15 protein-coding genes are annotated in these 14,883 nt (G+C 46.1%); 2 read left to right on the top strand and 13 right to left on the bottom strand.

Going from position 1 to position 14,883, the window contains the following annotated elements; genetic code table 11:
- The 13 genes from rplW to kefG all read right to left on the bottom strand — a co-directional run.
- Positions 1–220: 50S ribosomal protein L23 (gene rplW, locus B9J87_RS07490; protein WP_094150017.1), on the bottom strand; the 220-nt coding region annotated here is incomplete at its 3' end.
- Positions 217–819, bottom strand: a complete 603-nt coding sequence (rplD, locus tag B9J87_RS07485; RefSeq protein ID WP_010318759.1) for a 50S ribosomal protein L4 — start codon at positions 817–819, stop codon at positions 217–219. The genes rplW and rplD, both read right to left, overlap by 4 nt.
- 16 nt (positions 820–835) lie before the next feature.
- Complete coding sequence (rplC, locus tag B9J87_RS07480) at positions 836–1,465, bottom strand: 50S ribosomal protein L3 (protein WP_013855921.1); 630 nt, start codon at positions 1,463–1,465, stop codon at positions 836–838.
- Between the two features lie 14 nt (positions 1,466–1,479).
- Positions 1,480–1,791, bottom strand: a complete 312-nt coding sequence (gene rpsJ / locus B9J87_RS07475; protein ID WP_001181007.1) for a 30S ribosomal protein S10 — start codon at positions 1,789–1,791, stop codon at positions 1,480–1,482.
- A 422-nt stretch (positions 1,792–2,213) separates the two neighbouring features.
- Positions 2,214–2,954 (bottom strand): 23S rRNA (guanosine(2251)-2'-O)-methyltransferase RlmB, encoded by a 741-nt coding sequence (gene rlmB, locus B9J87_RS07470; RefSeq protein WP_017042851.1) that lies wholly within the window; start codon positions 2,952–2,954, stop codon positions 2,214–2,216.
- 17 nt (positions 2,955–2,971) lie between these two features.
- A complete protein-coding gene (gene rnr, locus B9J87_RS07465; RefSeq protein ID WP_094150008.1) occupies positions 2,972–5,419 on the bottom strand; it encodes a ribonuclease R in 2,448 nt (815 codons plus the stop codon).
- A gap of 161 nt (positions 5,420–5,580) precedes the next feature.
- Positions 5,581–6,216, bottom strand: coding sequence for a flagellar protein MotX (motX, locus tag B9J87_RS07460; protein ID WP_013855917.1), 636 nt, complete (start codon positions 6,214–6,216; stop codon positions 5,581–5,583).
- 218 nt (positions 6,217–6,434) lie between these two features.
- A complete protein-coding gene (locus B9J87_RS07450; RefSeq protein WP_010318753.1) occupies positions 6,435–7,733 on the bottom strand; it encodes an adenylosuccinate synthase in 1,299 nt (432 codons plus the stop codon).
- 129 nt (positions 7,734–7,862) lie between these two features.
- Positions 7,863–8,804 (bottom strand): isoaspartyl peptidase/L-asparaginase family protein, encoded by a 942-nt coding sequence (locus tag B9J87_RS07445; protein WP_013855914.1) that lies wholly within the window; start codon positions 8,802–8,804, stop codon positions 7,863–7,865.
- 216 nt (positions 8,805–9,020) lie between these two features.
- Positions 9,021–9,617 (bottom strand): peptidylprolyl isomerase, encoded by a 597-nt coding sequence (gene slyD, locus B9J87_RS07440; RefSeq protein WP_013855912.1) that lies wholly within the window; start codon positions 9,615–9,617, stop codon positions 9,021–9,023.
- A 97-nt stretch (positions 9,618–9,714) separates the two neighbouring features.
- The gene (locus B9J87_RS07435; protein WP_094150019.1) at positions 9,715–9,915 is read right to left on the bottom strand and encodes a YheV family putative zinc ribbon protein; all 201 of its coding nucleotides are present in this window, start codon (positions 9,913–9,915) and stop codon (positions 9,715–9,717) included.
- 31 nt (positions 9,916–9,946) lie between these two features.
- Positions 9,947–11,746 (bottom strand): glutathione-regulated potassium-efflux system protein KefB, encoded by a 1,800-nt coding sequence (gene kefB / locus B9J87_RS07430; protein ID WP_017046742.1) that lies wholly within the window; start codon positions 11,744–11,746, stop codon positions 9,947–9,949.
- Entirely contained in the window at positions 11,730–12,317 is a 588-nt protein-coding gene (gene kefG / locus B9J87_RS07425; protein ID WP_026029181.1) for a glutathione-regulated potassium-efflux system ancillary protein KefG, read from the bottom strand. The genes kefB and kefG overlap by 17 nt, the downstream gene beginning before the upstream one ends.
- 132 nt (positions 12,318–12,449) lie before the next feature.
- Between kefG and B9J87_RS07420 the strand changes: the two genes are divergently transcribed.
- The gene (locus B9J87_RS07420; RefSeq protein WP_081245136.1) at positions 12,450–14,369 is read left to right on the top strand and encodes an ABC transporter ATP-binding protein; all 1,920 of its coding nucleotides are present in this window, start codon (positions 12,450–12,452) and stop codon (positions 14,367–14,369) included.
- A gap of 1 nt (position 14,370) precedes the next feature.
- On the top strand, positions 14,371–14,850 hold the full coding sequence (locus B9J87_RS07415) for a TIGR02444 family protein (protein WP_010318745.1): 480 nt from the start codon (positions 14,371–14,373) through the stop codon (positions 14,848–14,850).
- The last annotated feature ends 33 nt before the right edge of the window (positions 14,851–14,883 follow it).

Genomic DNA, 14,883 nt, shown 5'->3' with positions numbered 1-14,883 from the left:
GGCGTAGACCTTGACGTTTGGTCTTACCCTTAGTGATAAGAGTATTTACAGACTTAACTTCAACTTCAAATAGCTTTTCTACAGCTGCTTTGATCTCTTTCTTAGTTGCATCTTTTGCTACTTTGAAAACGATAGTGTTCGCTTTCTCAGCAGTCATAGTTGCTTTTTCAGAGATGTGCGGTGCACGTAGAACTTTTAGTAGACGCTCTTCACTGATCATGCCAGCATCTCCTCAACTTGCTTAACTGCTTCTGCAGTCATTAGAACCTTGTCAAACGCAATTAGGCTAACTGGGTCAAGACCCGCTACGTCACGTGCGTCAACTTTATATAGGTTGCGAGCAGCTAAGAATAGATTCTCGTCTACTTCGCCAGTAACGATGAGTACATCGTTAAGCTCAAGTTCTTTAAGCTTAGCTAATAGCTCTTTAGTTTTTGGTGCTTCTACTGAGAAGTTATCAACAACGATTAAACGCTCTTGACGAACTAGTTCAGAAAGAATGCTCTTCATAGCACCGCGGTACATTTTTTTGTTTACTTTTTGGCTGTGATCTTGTGGTTTCGCAGCAAAAGTAACACCACCTGTACGCCAGATTGGGCTACGAATTGTACCAGCACGTGCACGGCCAGTACCTTTTTGACGCCATGGCTTAGCGCCACCGCCAGAAACTTCTGAACGTGTCTTTTGAGCACGAGTACCTTGACGAGCACCTGCTGCATACGCAACAACTACTTGGTGTACAAGGGCTTCGTTGAACTCACGTCCGAAAGTAGTTTCGGAAACAGTTAGTGCGTTAGCACCTTTAACCATCAATTCCATTACTTACTCCTAGACGTTATGCTTTAATAGCTGGTTTGACGATCACGTTAGCGCCAGTTGCACCTGGTACTGCACCTTTAATAAGAAGCAGATTGCGCTCAGCGTCAACACGTACGATCTCTAGGTTTTGAGTCGTTACACGCTCAGCACCCATGTGACCTGCCATTTTTTTGCCTTTGAACACGCGACCTGGAGTTTGACATTGGCCAATTGAACCCGGTGCACGGTGAGACAAAGAGTTACCGTGAGTCATATCTTGGGTACGGAAATTCCAGCGCTTAACAGCACCTTGGAAACCTTTACCTTTAGATGTACCAGTAACGTCTACTTTTTTAACTTCGTTGAAAAGTTCTACATTTAGCTCAGTGCCAACTTCAAACTCTTCGCCGTTTTCTAAACGGAATTCCCAAAGACCGCGACCAGCTTCTACACCTGCTTTCGCAAAGTGACCAGCTTCTGGTTTAGTTACACGGTTGGCTTTCTTAGTACCAGTAGTTACCTGGATTGCTGCATAGCCGTCAGTCTCAAGAGTTTTCACTTGAGAAATACGGTTTGCTTCAACCTCAACAACAGTTACTGGGATAGAAACGCCTTCTTCAGTAAATACGCGGGTCATACCCACTTTACGTCCGACTAGACCAATCATTCTTCTAATCTCCCTTAACCTAGGCTGATTTGTACGTCAACGCCAGCAGCTAGATCTAGGCGCATCAGTGCATCAACAGTTTTATCTGTTGGCTCAACGATGTCGATTAGACGTTTGTGAGTACGAATTTCGTACTGATCACGAGCATCTTTGTTGACGTGTGGAGAGATAAGAACAGTGAAACGCTCTTTACGAGTAGGAAGTGGAATAGGACCACGAACCTGTGCGCCGGTACGCTTAGCTGTTTCAACGATTTCCGCTGTAGAAGCATCGATTAGTTTGTAATCGAACGCTTTTAGGCGGATACGGATACGTTGGTTCTGCATGAGACAGAGCTCCAATAATTAAAAATTACACAAACAATATCGCCACTCAAACTCGTTAAAACGAGAGAATGCCGATTGATTTATGTGAAACCGTAGTGCCAAAATTAGGCACATTGTCAGTTAATTTTCGATTAACTTTAATCTATTACTAAACGCAACAGAGCTAATTGTATTAACTGCGAACATAAGCTGAGTATACGTTACTAAACTAACAGCTAGGTCAGTTTACTCCTCACTGCTCATTGGTTCACAACTGGATTTAACCAGTGCGGTGCATTATACAGATCACCATTACACATGCAAGCGCTGTGTAGAAATTAAACTTATAAACTATCTATTTCTTCTTCCACTAAGGAAGTAATAGAAGGGATAGAAAGATGAGGTGAGCACTCACTACCTATCCTTTTATCCCTGATGCACAATTATACAGCTTGGCGCTGTCTCACTGCTTCAAACAGACAGATCCCAGCCGCTACTGATACGTTTAGGCTAGAAACGGTGCCCGCCATCGGTATTTTGATCAGATCATCGCAGGTTTCGCGCGTTAAACGGCGCATACCATCCCCTTCAGCGCCCATAACAATCGCAAGGGGCCCTGTCAGTTTGGCTTGGTAAATGTCATGCGTCGCCTCGCCGGCAGTGCCAACAAACCATACGCCTTGTTCTTGAAGGGCGCGCATGGTACGTGCAAGATTCGTCACTCGTACTAAAGGCACAGTTTCAGCAGCGCCACAAGCGACTTTGCTGACCGTTGCTGTCATTGGTGCTGACTTATCTTTTGGTACGATCACTGCAGCGACCCCGGCAGCATCGGCGTTACGTAAGCATGCGCCGAGATTATGCGGATCGGTAACACCATCCAAAACCAGTAATAGTGGTTGTTCATGCTGTGCGATGATTGCTTCTAAATCATGCTCATTAAGCTGTTTTGCTGGTTTTACACGAGCAATGATGCCCTGATGATTCGCCCCTTGAGCCTTGTCATCCAATGTTTTACGTCCCATCTGTTGAATAGAGACACCGCAATGTTGCAGTTCATTTAACAGTGGAAGCAGACGATCATCTTGTCGCCCTTTTAGTACAAACGCTTCTATCAATCGCGCTGGATCTTTTTCAAGTACAGCGCTGACCGCGTGAATACCATAAATACATTCGTTACTCATGATTTACCCATTGATCGTTATTTACTAGCACGCGCTTTATTTGCTTTGGCCGCGGGTTTCTTTTTGCGTGCTTTTGTTGTTTTGCTTTTTTTCCGTTCAGGTTTTAAGCCTTCACTACTTTTTTCATCTGGGCGTTTAGTCGCTTCAACTAAAGGAGTAGCCTTTCCTTTACTTGACGTCACCTTCTTGCCACGTGCTTTCTCTCGTGCATCCGTTGCACGTTTCTTCGCTGTCTTGCCTTCTCCGCGCAGCTTACGGCTAGTGCCCACGATTTCAAAGTCAATTTGACGATCATCCAAGTTGACGGATAACACTTTGACTTTAACGGCGTCACCTAAGCGATAGATGTTGCCAAAACTTTCGCCGATCAATCGTTGTCCCACGGGATCAAATTGATAGTAGTCATTCGCTAGCGTTGAAATATGGACCAATCCATCAATGTGCAACTCAGTTAAACGAACGAAGAAACCGAAACCTGTCACGTTGGCTATGACTCCATCAAGCTCTTCGCCTACATGATCTTGCATGTATTCACACTTGAGCCAATCAGATACTTCACGCGTCGCATCATCAGCACGGCGTTCTGTCATTGAACATTGCTGACCATAGAAGTCCATGTCATCAAAAGAGTAGTGATAACCACCTGTAGTTGTCCAACGGTCGGTGTGATTGCCCGATTCTTTGGCAATCAAATATTTAATTGCGCGGTGCAATAGGAGATCAGGGTAGCGACGAATAGGTGAAGTAAAGTGCGCATAGCGTTTGAGCGCTAAACCAAAGTGACCACAGTTATCCGCGTTATACACAGCCTGCTTCATAGAGCGCAGTAGCATGGTTTGGATCAACTCTTTGTCTTGGCGCTCACCAATCTGTTTCATTAAGTTAGCGTAATCGGTTGGCGAAGGCTCTAGCCCACCCGCTAAGTTCAAACCAAGCTCGCCTAAGAAATCCCTAAAACCGGTCAAACGCTCTTCTCCCGGTGATTCATGGATACGGTACAGAGCGGGCTCTTTCGCTTTTTCCACCAGCGATGCTGAAGCAATATTAGCGAGGATCATGCACTCTTCGATTATTTTGTGCGCATCATTACGGACAACAGGTTCAATGCTATCGATTTTACGCTCAGCATTAAAAATAAACTTAGTTTCAATCGTTTCAAATTCGATACCGCCACGCTCATCACGCGCTGCTTTTAGCACCTTATACATCGAATAGAGTTCTTCAAGATGAGGAACCACGGCTTGATAACGTTCGCGTAGCTCTTCATCCCCTTCAAGAATGGCGTGTACTTTGTTGTAAGTTAAACGGGCATGAGAGTTCATCACGGCTTCGTAATGTTTGTAACCCGAAATTTTGCCCGTTGCAGAGACTGTCATCTCGCACACCATGCATAGACGGTCGACTTGTGGATTAAGTGAACAAAGACCGTTCGACAGTACTTCCGGTAGCATAGGGACGACTTGCGATGGGAAGTAAACTGAGTTACCACGGTTGATCGCTTCTTTATCAAGAGCCGTATCGGGGCGCACATAATAACTTACGTCAGCAATCGCAACCCAGAGACGCCAGCCACCACCTTTTTTGGCTTCGCAATAAACCGCATCATCAAAGTCACGCGCGTCTTCACCATCAATAGTCACTAAAGGTAATTGACGCAGATCCACGCGCCCTTGCTTCGCCTCTTCTGGAACTTCTTCTCTCAGGTTTTCGACTTGCTTTAATACTTCTTGCGGCCACTCATGAGGGATCTGGTGAGTGCGAATCGCTATTTGTGTCTCCATACCGGGAGCCATATTTTCCCCAAGTACCTCAACAACTCTGCCTGTCATTCCTCTTGCTCTGGCACCACGATCGGTAATTTCAATCACCACCACGTTCCCCATGCGAGCTCCGCCTTTGTGCTCATTAGGGATCAAGATGTCTTGAGTGATGCGTGAATCATCGGGCACGACATAAGAGTAGCCATTTTCGAGGAAGAAACGTCCAACAAGTTGGGTTTTACGTTCTTCCAACACTCGAACCAAACGCCCTTCTTTACGGCCTCTTTTATCCGTGCCTGTCGGTTGTACCAGCACGTAGTCGCCATGAATAATGGTACGCATTTGGTGATGAGGTAGCAAAACATCGTTATCTTTGCCAACGCTGCCATCAGGACGAACCCACCCATGACCATCTTTATGTCCGATTACGTGACCTTTGATCATTTCCAGTTTTTCTGGCAATGCATAGCATTGGCGACGAGTAAATACCAATTGGCCATCTCGCTCCATCGCACGCAAACGACGGCGTAGCCCTTCGTATTGCTCTTCACCAGATAAACCCAATGCCTCAAAAAGATCATTACGATTCATCGGTACATTGACTTCGGTTAGAAATTCGAGGATGAATTCTCGGCTTGGAATTGGATTTTCGTAATTGCTAGATTCTCGATCCGCAAAAGGATCGTTATTGATAATTTCAGACATAGGCAGACCTGCTAAAGCAAGGAGAGATAGCCAGAGTATAACTGACTCACGGCAGAAGCTACAGCAGCGTATTGATTATTATAGGCTAATGCGTTAGACGAAAAGCGCAGAAATGACTTCGCCCAACCGTGTGGGCGAAATAAGAAAAGCAATAATGAAGGCTACCAAAACGTATCTCTGCGCTTGGCTCGCGCAACCACATTTTGTGGCATTCGCTGCTCTAACCCCTGCCGGAGCATAGAGATCCGAGAATGTATTCTTTGATCGATAGTCACCGAATTATAAAGCCAGCGATAAGCATCTTCATAATCAAGCGGGCTGCCATAATCACGCAGCAGAAGCTCAGCTAGATGGATACGAGCATTAATATTGCCCATCGCAGCGGCTTCACGCAGATAGGGAATAGCTCGCTCTTTATCCTGCTGTACTAAAGTACCACGCGAATAATAACGCCCAAGCTGCTCTAACGCAGCGGGTAAACCTTGATGAGCTGCATTTTCCATATAGTACAAGCCAAGTTCGACATCTTGATCTACACAGACCCCCCACGCTAGCATATCTCCATACAAAAACTCGTAGGAAGGCAGGCTGATGCGAGTAGCACGCGCAACAATATCTTCTACCAATTGGCAGTTGTCGGCCTTGACTTGCTCTAAATGTTTATTTTGCTCAATTAACTTGATTAGTTCAGCTTCGGTGTAAATAGGGACTGGCTCACCCACTTCCGCCACGTTGGCATGACTCAAGGATGAGGTCAGCGCTAAAAACAATGAAGCTGCTACCGTTCGTAGCTTCATACCTGCACTCTTTATGTCTATCGATAGCCTTAAAATTATAGCCTCAGTTTCATCTAGGGCTGGGCTTGATAACTTTATCGACCAGTGCGGCAAACTCTTTAGACAAAATTTGCCGTTATTCGGCCATTTATTGCCACACCAAGGACAAAATATCATCAATACAGGTATAAAAAAACCGGCTCTGAAAGCCGGTTTTAAAAACGTTTATCAATCAACCATTAAACTGAAAATGGGTGAACCTTGATAATGGTTTCGTTACGATCTGGACCTGTAGAAACGATGTCAACAGGTACACCAGTCAACTCTTCAATACGTTTGATGTAATCAAGCGCCGCTTGTGGCAGGGCATCAATTGATTTAGCACCGAAGGTATTTTCAGACCAACCAGGCATAGTTTCGTAAATAGGTGTTACCGCTTCAAAAGCGTCAGCTGCCATTGGTGATACTTGAGCAATTGAGCCATCTGGCATTTGGTAACCCGTACAGATTTTTAGCTCTTCTAGACCATCAAGTACGTCAAGTTTAGTCAAGCAGAAGCCTGTGACTGAGTTAATTTGAATGGCGCGACGCATCGCTACCGCATCAAACCAACCACAACGACGCTTACGGCCTGTTGTCGCACCAAACTCATGACCTTTAGTGCCTAGGTGATTACCGATTTCATCATCTAATTCGGTTGGGAATGGACCTGCACCAACGCGAGTACAGTAAGCTTTCGCGATACCTAGGATATAGCCTAGATGACGAGGGCCGAAACCAGAACCGGCAGCAACACCACCAGCAGTCGTGTTAGAAGACGTTACGTATGGGTAAGTACCGTGGTCGATGTCAAGCATAGTACCTTGCGCACCTTCAAACATGATTTTGTCGCCACGCTTACGCGCTGCATCAAGTTCATCGGTCACGTCGATCACCATCGAAGTCAGCAAATCAGCATAGCCTTGTGCTTGCTCAAGTACGGATTCGTAGCTTACTGGTTCAGCTTTGTAGAAATGCTCAAGTTGGAAGTTATGGAACTCCATCACTTCTTTTAGCTTTTCTGCAAATGAAACCATATCGAACAAATCACCAACGCGTAAACCACGGCGAGCCACTTTATCTTCATAAGCAGGACCGATACCACGGCCTGTCGTACCAATTGCTTTTTTACCGCGAGCTGTTTCACGAGCTTGGTCAAGCGCAATGTGGTAAGGAAGAATAAGTGGGCAAGCTTCAGAAATGAAAAGACGTTCGCGGACTGGAATACCACGCTCTTCTAGAGGCTTCATTTCATTGATTAGTGCGTCAGGTGAAAGCACAACACCGTTACCGATGATGCATTTCACTTTATTGCGAAGAATGCCGGATGGAATTAAATGAAGAACGGTTTTTTCACCGTCAATGACCAAAGTGTGGCCTGCATTATGGCCGCCTTGGTAGCGAACCACGTATTTTGCATCTTCAGTTAAAAGGTCTACGATTTTACCTTTGCCTTCGTCACCCCATTGGGTGCCTAGAACGACTACGTTATTTCCCATCTTTCCAAGTCTGATTGCTAGTTAAAAAAGGATTCTAGCACCGAATCCTTTTCCTTGCAGTCCTTTTTTAAACACGAAAATGTCATAAAAATATAACTTAATAAATGATTCAGTTATTAGGCACGTAAGTTACTCATCCGAATATATTTTTACGATTAGCTCTCCTTGACGATCAACACAAGCACGGTACATACCAGAACTGTTCATTGCAAAATGAATGTCGCCTTGCGCATCAATGGCGATCAATCCACCCTCACCACCGAGCGTTTTAAGTTCACCCTGAATAATGGTTTCACATGCGGTATGAACATCTTCTTTTAAATAACGCATGCGAGCGGCAACGTCACTGGCAACCATTTTACGAATGAAATATTCCCCCATGCCCGTTGTCGATACCGCCACATTACCATTTTCAGCCACCGTTCCTGCACCTATGATGGGAGAATCGCCGACGCGACCAAATTTTTTATTCGTGATGCCACCGGTACTAGTAGCAGACGCAAGGTTGCCTTGTTTATCCAATGCAACTGCGCCAACAGTGCCAAATTTCTTGTCATCTGGGAATTTTGATTCCGACAAAGCAAATTGATTGTTGCTTTTCATCGCTAGCAACTGTTCATAACGACGCTCAGTAAAAAAGTAATCTTGTTCTGTATATTGATGCCCTTGAGTAAAAGCAAACGCTTCTGCGCCCTCACCAATCAACAACACATGATCACTGTGCTTCATTACATCACGCGCGAGCTGCACCGGATTTTTAATGTGCCGAACCCCAGCGACCGCGCCTGCGTCCATCATTTTGCCATGCATGACAGAGGCGTCCATCTCCACCATCTCTTGATGCGTTAACACCGAACCTTTTCCTGCGTTAAACAACGGAGAGTCCTCAAGTATTTTCACAGCCTCAACCACCGCATCCAGTGCATCACCACCTTGTGCCAGTACTTGATGCCCCGCTCGGACAGCACTTTCTAGCGTGTTCAAAATATCGCGCTTTAATGATTCGCTCATTTGTTGACGAATGATGGTTCCAGCGCCGCCATGAATTGCTATAGCAAAAGGTTGTGACATGAGAATTCCTTAACTTAATAAATTGAGAGGCAATACACTTCTGTTCTACACATTAACTATACCCAAATAACTTGAAGTTGCAGGTAGGCGGCAAGTGAGTACTGTAATAATTAACAAGCAACAAAAAAGCGCTAATCGCATGACGATTAACGCTTTCCATTTCATTGTATCAGTCGGTTATTACTGCCTACTTTGGCACTACCAACCAAAAAATGATTAATGTGAACCGCAGCTGCCGCCACCGCAACAACCTTCTTTTTTCTCACCATGGTCATGGCCTTCACCACCACAGCAACCACCTTCATGATCATGATCGTGGTCATGGTCGTGGCCATGTCCACAGCCACCAGCTTGGTGAATGTGACCATGTTGGATCTCTTCTTCAGTTGCAGCGCGAATCGCAACGACTTCTACATCAAACGTTAATGTTTGGCCAGCCAACATGTGGTTACCATCAACTACTACTTCGTCACCATCCACTTCCGTGATTTCAACTGGAATTTGGCCTTGGTCAGTATCCGCTAGAAAACGCATACCCACTTCAATTTCATCAACGCCTTGGAAAACTTCAGCAGGTACACGTTGTACAAGCTCATCGTTGTATTCACCGTACGCTTCTTCAGGAGCGATAGTTGCTGTGAACTTATCGCCCACAACTTTTCCTTCTAACTCATTTTCAAGGCCAGTGATTAGATTGTTGTGACCGTGAAGGTAATCTAGTGGTGCATCAACTGTTGATTGGTCTACGACTGCACCATCTTCCAATACTAATTGGTAGGCTAGGCTTACAACCACGTTCTTTTCAATTTTCATAACAACTCCAAGGAGGTTTGTTCCTAGGTTGTCATCTTCAAACCTAAGAAATCGATCGGTATGAGGCGTATTATGAAGATCTATTCCAGAAACTCAATTATTCTGGTTTAAAAATCCCGATCATCTCTTGCCGAGCATGTTCACTTTTTTCTACAGATTTGGGCTTTCGCTGTTCATGGTAGCCGCACTCGACACACTCAACGAGCTCTATGTTGTTTTCAACCCACCAGCGCAGAGTATCTTGTGACTGACAACTTGGGCACTTTGCACCGGCAATAAAACGTTTTTTCTGTTTCACGTTACATCCTACAACTGAATATTGATTGGCGTTATTTTTCCCAATAATGACGAGATTGGCGATCATTATCCATTTCACGCCCAAATATTTCTTCTAGCTCTTTACGTGCCTCTTTGGCGCGCAGTGCGAGTTGTTTGTCTTGGTTATGTTGCGGTAGCAGCTCTTTGAGCATCGCATTATCGAGTTTTCTAAAATGTGCTTCGGCGCGCTTGGCTTGGTAAGGGTGCATGCCCAATTCGACCAGTACTTGTCGGCCGAGGTCCAAAGCGCCTAAGAAAGTTTCCCGCGAGTATTTATCGACCCCATGGCTGAGTAACTGATACGCCTCTACCCGGCTACGAGCGCGAGCTAAGATCTTTAACTGCGGGAAATGGTGCTGACAAAGTTCCACAATTTTCATCACTTCATCGGGCGCATCGGTACAGATGACAATCGCCTCAGCTTCTTCTGCACCCGCGGCGCGCAACAGTTCAAGTTGAGTCGCATCACCATAAAAAACGTTATAACCGTACTCTCTCAATAATTTAATTTGACTGGCATCGCTTTCTAATACGGTAATTTTAATCTTATTGGCGTACATCAAACGCCCTACAATTTGCCCAAAACGCCCAAAACCCGCAATGATAATTTGCGGCTGTTTATTGACGACATCGGAATGCATCTCATCGTCACTGCTGAGGTTCAATTTTCGCGCAAACCATTTGTCCTGAATCGTCAGTAATAAAGGTGTGGTGACCATCGACAAGCTGACCACAACGAGCAAAAAGGCCACTTGATCCGGTGATAGCACGCCCTGCGCGCTTGCCGCTGTGAAAATCACGAACGCGAACTCGCCGCCTTGGCTGAGGATCGCCGCCATTTTGCTGCGCGCTTTGGAACGTGTACCCGATAAACGCGCGAGGAGATAAAGGATTCCTCCTTTCAGCACCACTAGACCTAATACAGCCGCCAACACTTGCAGCGGCGCTTGCGCCAATAAGCCCAAATTAACCGCCATTCCAACGGCAATAAAAAATAGCCCGAGCAATAACCCTTTAAACGGTTCAATCGCGATCTCAAGTTCATGGCGAAATTCACTTTCTGCCAGCAACACGCCAGCAAGGAAAGTACCGAGCGCCATTGACAAGCCAAGCTGCTGCATTAACAGTGCAATCCCAATCACCAACAATAAGGCGGCAACGGTAAAAAGTTCACGCACACCACTGGTCACAATATAACGAAACAGCGGGCTCAATAGAAAATGGCCCCCGACCAGCAAAGCGGTAATGCCACCCAACATCCAAGTCACATCTAACCAGCTTCCGCCGGCGTTGCCTGCCAGTAAAGGCAAAAAGGCCAACATCGGGATGACAGCGATATCTTGAAAAAGCAGTACTGCAAAACCAGACTGGCCAGCTTCACTGCGTGTTAGCCCTTGCTCTTCAATTACGCGTAATGCGATTGCTGTCGAAGAGAGCGCAAGGCCCATACCAATCACTAAACTACTCTGCCAGTTAACGCCTAATAGATAAGCAATACTGGCAATGACTAAGGTACTTACCACTACCTGCGCGCCACCCAAACCAAGGATCGGCCCACGCATCTGCCATAATTTTTTGGGGTTTAATTCCAGCCCAATCAGAAACAACAGCAGCACCACGCCAAATTCAGCAAAGTGTAATATGGCTTGCACATCACTGATTAAACCCAGCCCCCAAGGGCCTATGGCTACACCAGCTAACAAATAGCCGAGCACCGAACCCAGCCCTGCACGCTGAGCAATCGGTACGGCCACCACAGCCGCGGTTAAAAACACCACGCTGCTTTGTAAAAAATCACCGCTTAACGCCATCAAGCTCTCCTTGTGTGGCCAGTGGGTGTTGCAACCAGTGTCGATAATGCTCAGCGTGTTGATAGCGCTCCATATCACTCACATTACGTGACCAGTAGAGAACTAACGGTTCCATCCAGTTCATACAACACAGAGCCGCGGTTAATTCAAATGGTTGGAGAATTTGATCCAGTGGGTATTTGTTGTAGCCCCGCTCATCAAACGCTTCTTTTTTTCCGCCCGTGGTGATGACGCTACGCCAGTATTTACCATGCAACGCCGTCTGTCCGCCGAAGGCAAACCCTTTGGCAAGCACGCGATCAAACCACTCTTTGAGCAGCGCGGGGCAGGAATACATATAAAGAGGGTGTTGAAACACAATCACATCATGCTCAAGTAGTTTTTGCTGCTCTGCGTGCACATCGATAAAAAAATCGGGATAGGTTGCATACAAGTCATGCACTGTGACGTGGGAAAGTGACGCAATATTGAGCAGCATGGTTTGATTGGCGATGGAGTTTAATGGCTCAGGATGCGCATAAATCACCAATATTTTAGGTGTAATTTGGTCAGGCATGACGGTGGTGGACATTTTTGTCTGCGCTCCCAATAGTTATCAATATGTTATTAAGCATAATAACGCAATTTGCATAATGATCGACATTTATCCTTATTGCCCCTACTATTCCACGCGATAACGTCTCGATATGAAAAATAGATTTTTATGATTACCTTCTCTGATATTCAATTACTGCGCGGCGGTAAACCGCTCCTTGAAAAGGCCTCTGCAACTATCCAGCCGGGCGATAAAGTTGGCCTAGTAGGCAAAAATGGCTGTGGCAAATCAACGCTCTTTGCCCTACTCAAAGATGAGCTATCTATTGACGCTGGCTCCTTCAGTAAACCAGCTCACTGGGAACTGGCTTGGGTTGCCCAAGAAACTCCGGCTCTTGATCGCGATGCGATTGAATATGTCATCGATGGCGATCGTGAATATCGTGAATTAGAACGACGCCTCAGCGTTGCTGAAGAGGCAGACCAAGGAACATTGGTTGCAGAGCTGCATGGAAAGATTGAAACCATCGGCGGATACAGTATTCGCGCCCGTGCTTCTGAACTGCTTGATGGTTTGGGGTTTAGCCAAGAACAGATGGGATGGAGTTTAACGCAATTTTCGGGTGGTTGGCGGATGCGCTTAAACTTAGCGCAAGCGCTGTTGTGCCGCTCGGATTTACTGCTGCTTGATGAACCGACCAACCACTTGGATTTGGACGCCGTCATGTGGCTTGAACGTTGGTTACAAAACTATCCCGGCACCTTGATCTTAATTTCCCATGACCGCGATTTTCTTGATCCGATCGTCGGACGCATCATCCATATCGAAAATCAAACCATGAATGAATACACCGGAAACTACTCATCGTTTGAAAATCAACGGGCGCAAAAACTGATCTTGCAGCAAGCCATGTACCAGAAGCAGCAAAAGCAGATGGTGCACATGCAAAGCTACATCGACCGTTTCCGCTACAAGGCCTCCAAAGCTCGCCAAGCACAAAGTCGTATCAAAGCGTTGGAACGAATGGAAAAAGTGCTGCCAGCTCAATTTGATAACCCATTTAATTTCGAATTTCGAGAGCCTTCAGCACTGCCTAACCCAATCATGATGATGGACGAAGTCTACGCCGGGTATGGTGAACGTTTAATTTTAGAAAAAATTCGCCTCAACCTTGTACCGGGAAGCCGTATTGGATTACTCGGGCGTAACGGTGCGGGTAAATCAACATTAATTAAATTGCTCTCCGGTGAGTTAAAACCACAAGGCGGCGATCTCACTTATTCGCAAGGTGTAAAAATTGGTTACTTTGCCCAGCATCAGTTAGAAACACTGCATCCAGAAGAGACCCCTCTGCAGCACATGATGCAAATCGCCCCAGATAAAAACGAACTTGAGCTGCGTAATTATCTGGGTAGTTTTGGTTTCCAAGGCGACAAAGCGCTAGAGAAAATCGCTCCGTTTTCCGGGGGTGAAAAGGCTCGCTTAGTGCTTGCGCTAATTGTGTGGCAAAAACCGAACTTGCTGCTGCTTGATGAACCCACCAACCACTTAGACTTGGATATGCGTCAAGCCCTAACGTTTGCCCTGCAAACCTTTGAAGGTGCGATGGTCATCGTCAGCCATGATCGCTATCTACTGCGCGCAACCACCGATGACTTGTACTTGGTGCACGATCGTCAAGTCGCGCCTTTCGATGGGGATTTGACCGACTACTACAAGTGGCTGACAGAACAACAAAAAGCGGAACGTAGAGAAGTTCAATCTCAGCAACCTGCCAAAGACAGCAGCAACAGTGCCGCAGCCAAAAAAGATCAAAAGCGCCGAGAAGCGGAATTTCGCATCCAAACCGCACCAATTCGCAAAAAACTGACACAACTCGAAGCGAAGATGGACACATTGAACGCGGCACTGGCGCAAACTGAAGAGCAATTGTCTGATACTTCGCTGTATGAAGCCGAAAACAAAGCTAAACTTACCGAAGTGATTGCGCTTCAAGCTCGCAGTAAATCGGCACTTGAAGCGATCGAAATGGAATGGATGTCGGAACAAGAGACACTCGAACAACTAGAGCAGGAATTCAGTCGCTAAGATGAGCCAAGAGCACGTACGATTATCTCTGACCTTAGAACGCTTATGGCAATTCAGTTTGCAATACTACAGCGTGCGAGAAGTGAAAGAGGCGTGCTTAAGTTTACAAAATAACTTCCACGGCAACGTCAACTTATTGCTGCTACTCAAATGGCTTGATGAGCAACAAGTGACGGTTGCCGATGCTGACTGGCAAAATGTCACTCAATGTATCGGCCGTTCAGAAGCGCTGCTGCACAGTTACCGAGAGTTAAGACGACGTTTGAAAAGCATGGTGCCAGATACGCTGTACCGCGAGGCGCTGCAATTTGAGCTGCAGCTTGAAAAGCAGCAGCAAGCTGACCTCGTGGAATGTATCAACGCATTGGCATTGCAGAATAACCATGGTGAACAATTAACGCTGCGTTACTGTCGCCAGCTTGGCTGTGAGCATTTGCATCTCGCTTTTAAAACCCCGGCGCCTCATTCTCAAAAACCGTAACTACATCAATTGCTCGCTCGGTGTATACTGGTC

Source organism: Vibrio sp. V19_P1S1T109 (assembly GCF_002241375.1).
GTDB classification, from domain to species: Bacteria; Pseudomonadota; Gammaproteobacteria; order Enterobacterales; family Vibrionaceae; genus Vibrio; species Vibrio anguillarum.
The sequence above is the reverse complement of the archived record's forward strand: the minus strand, read 5'-3'. Positions and strand labels throughout refer to the sequence as shown.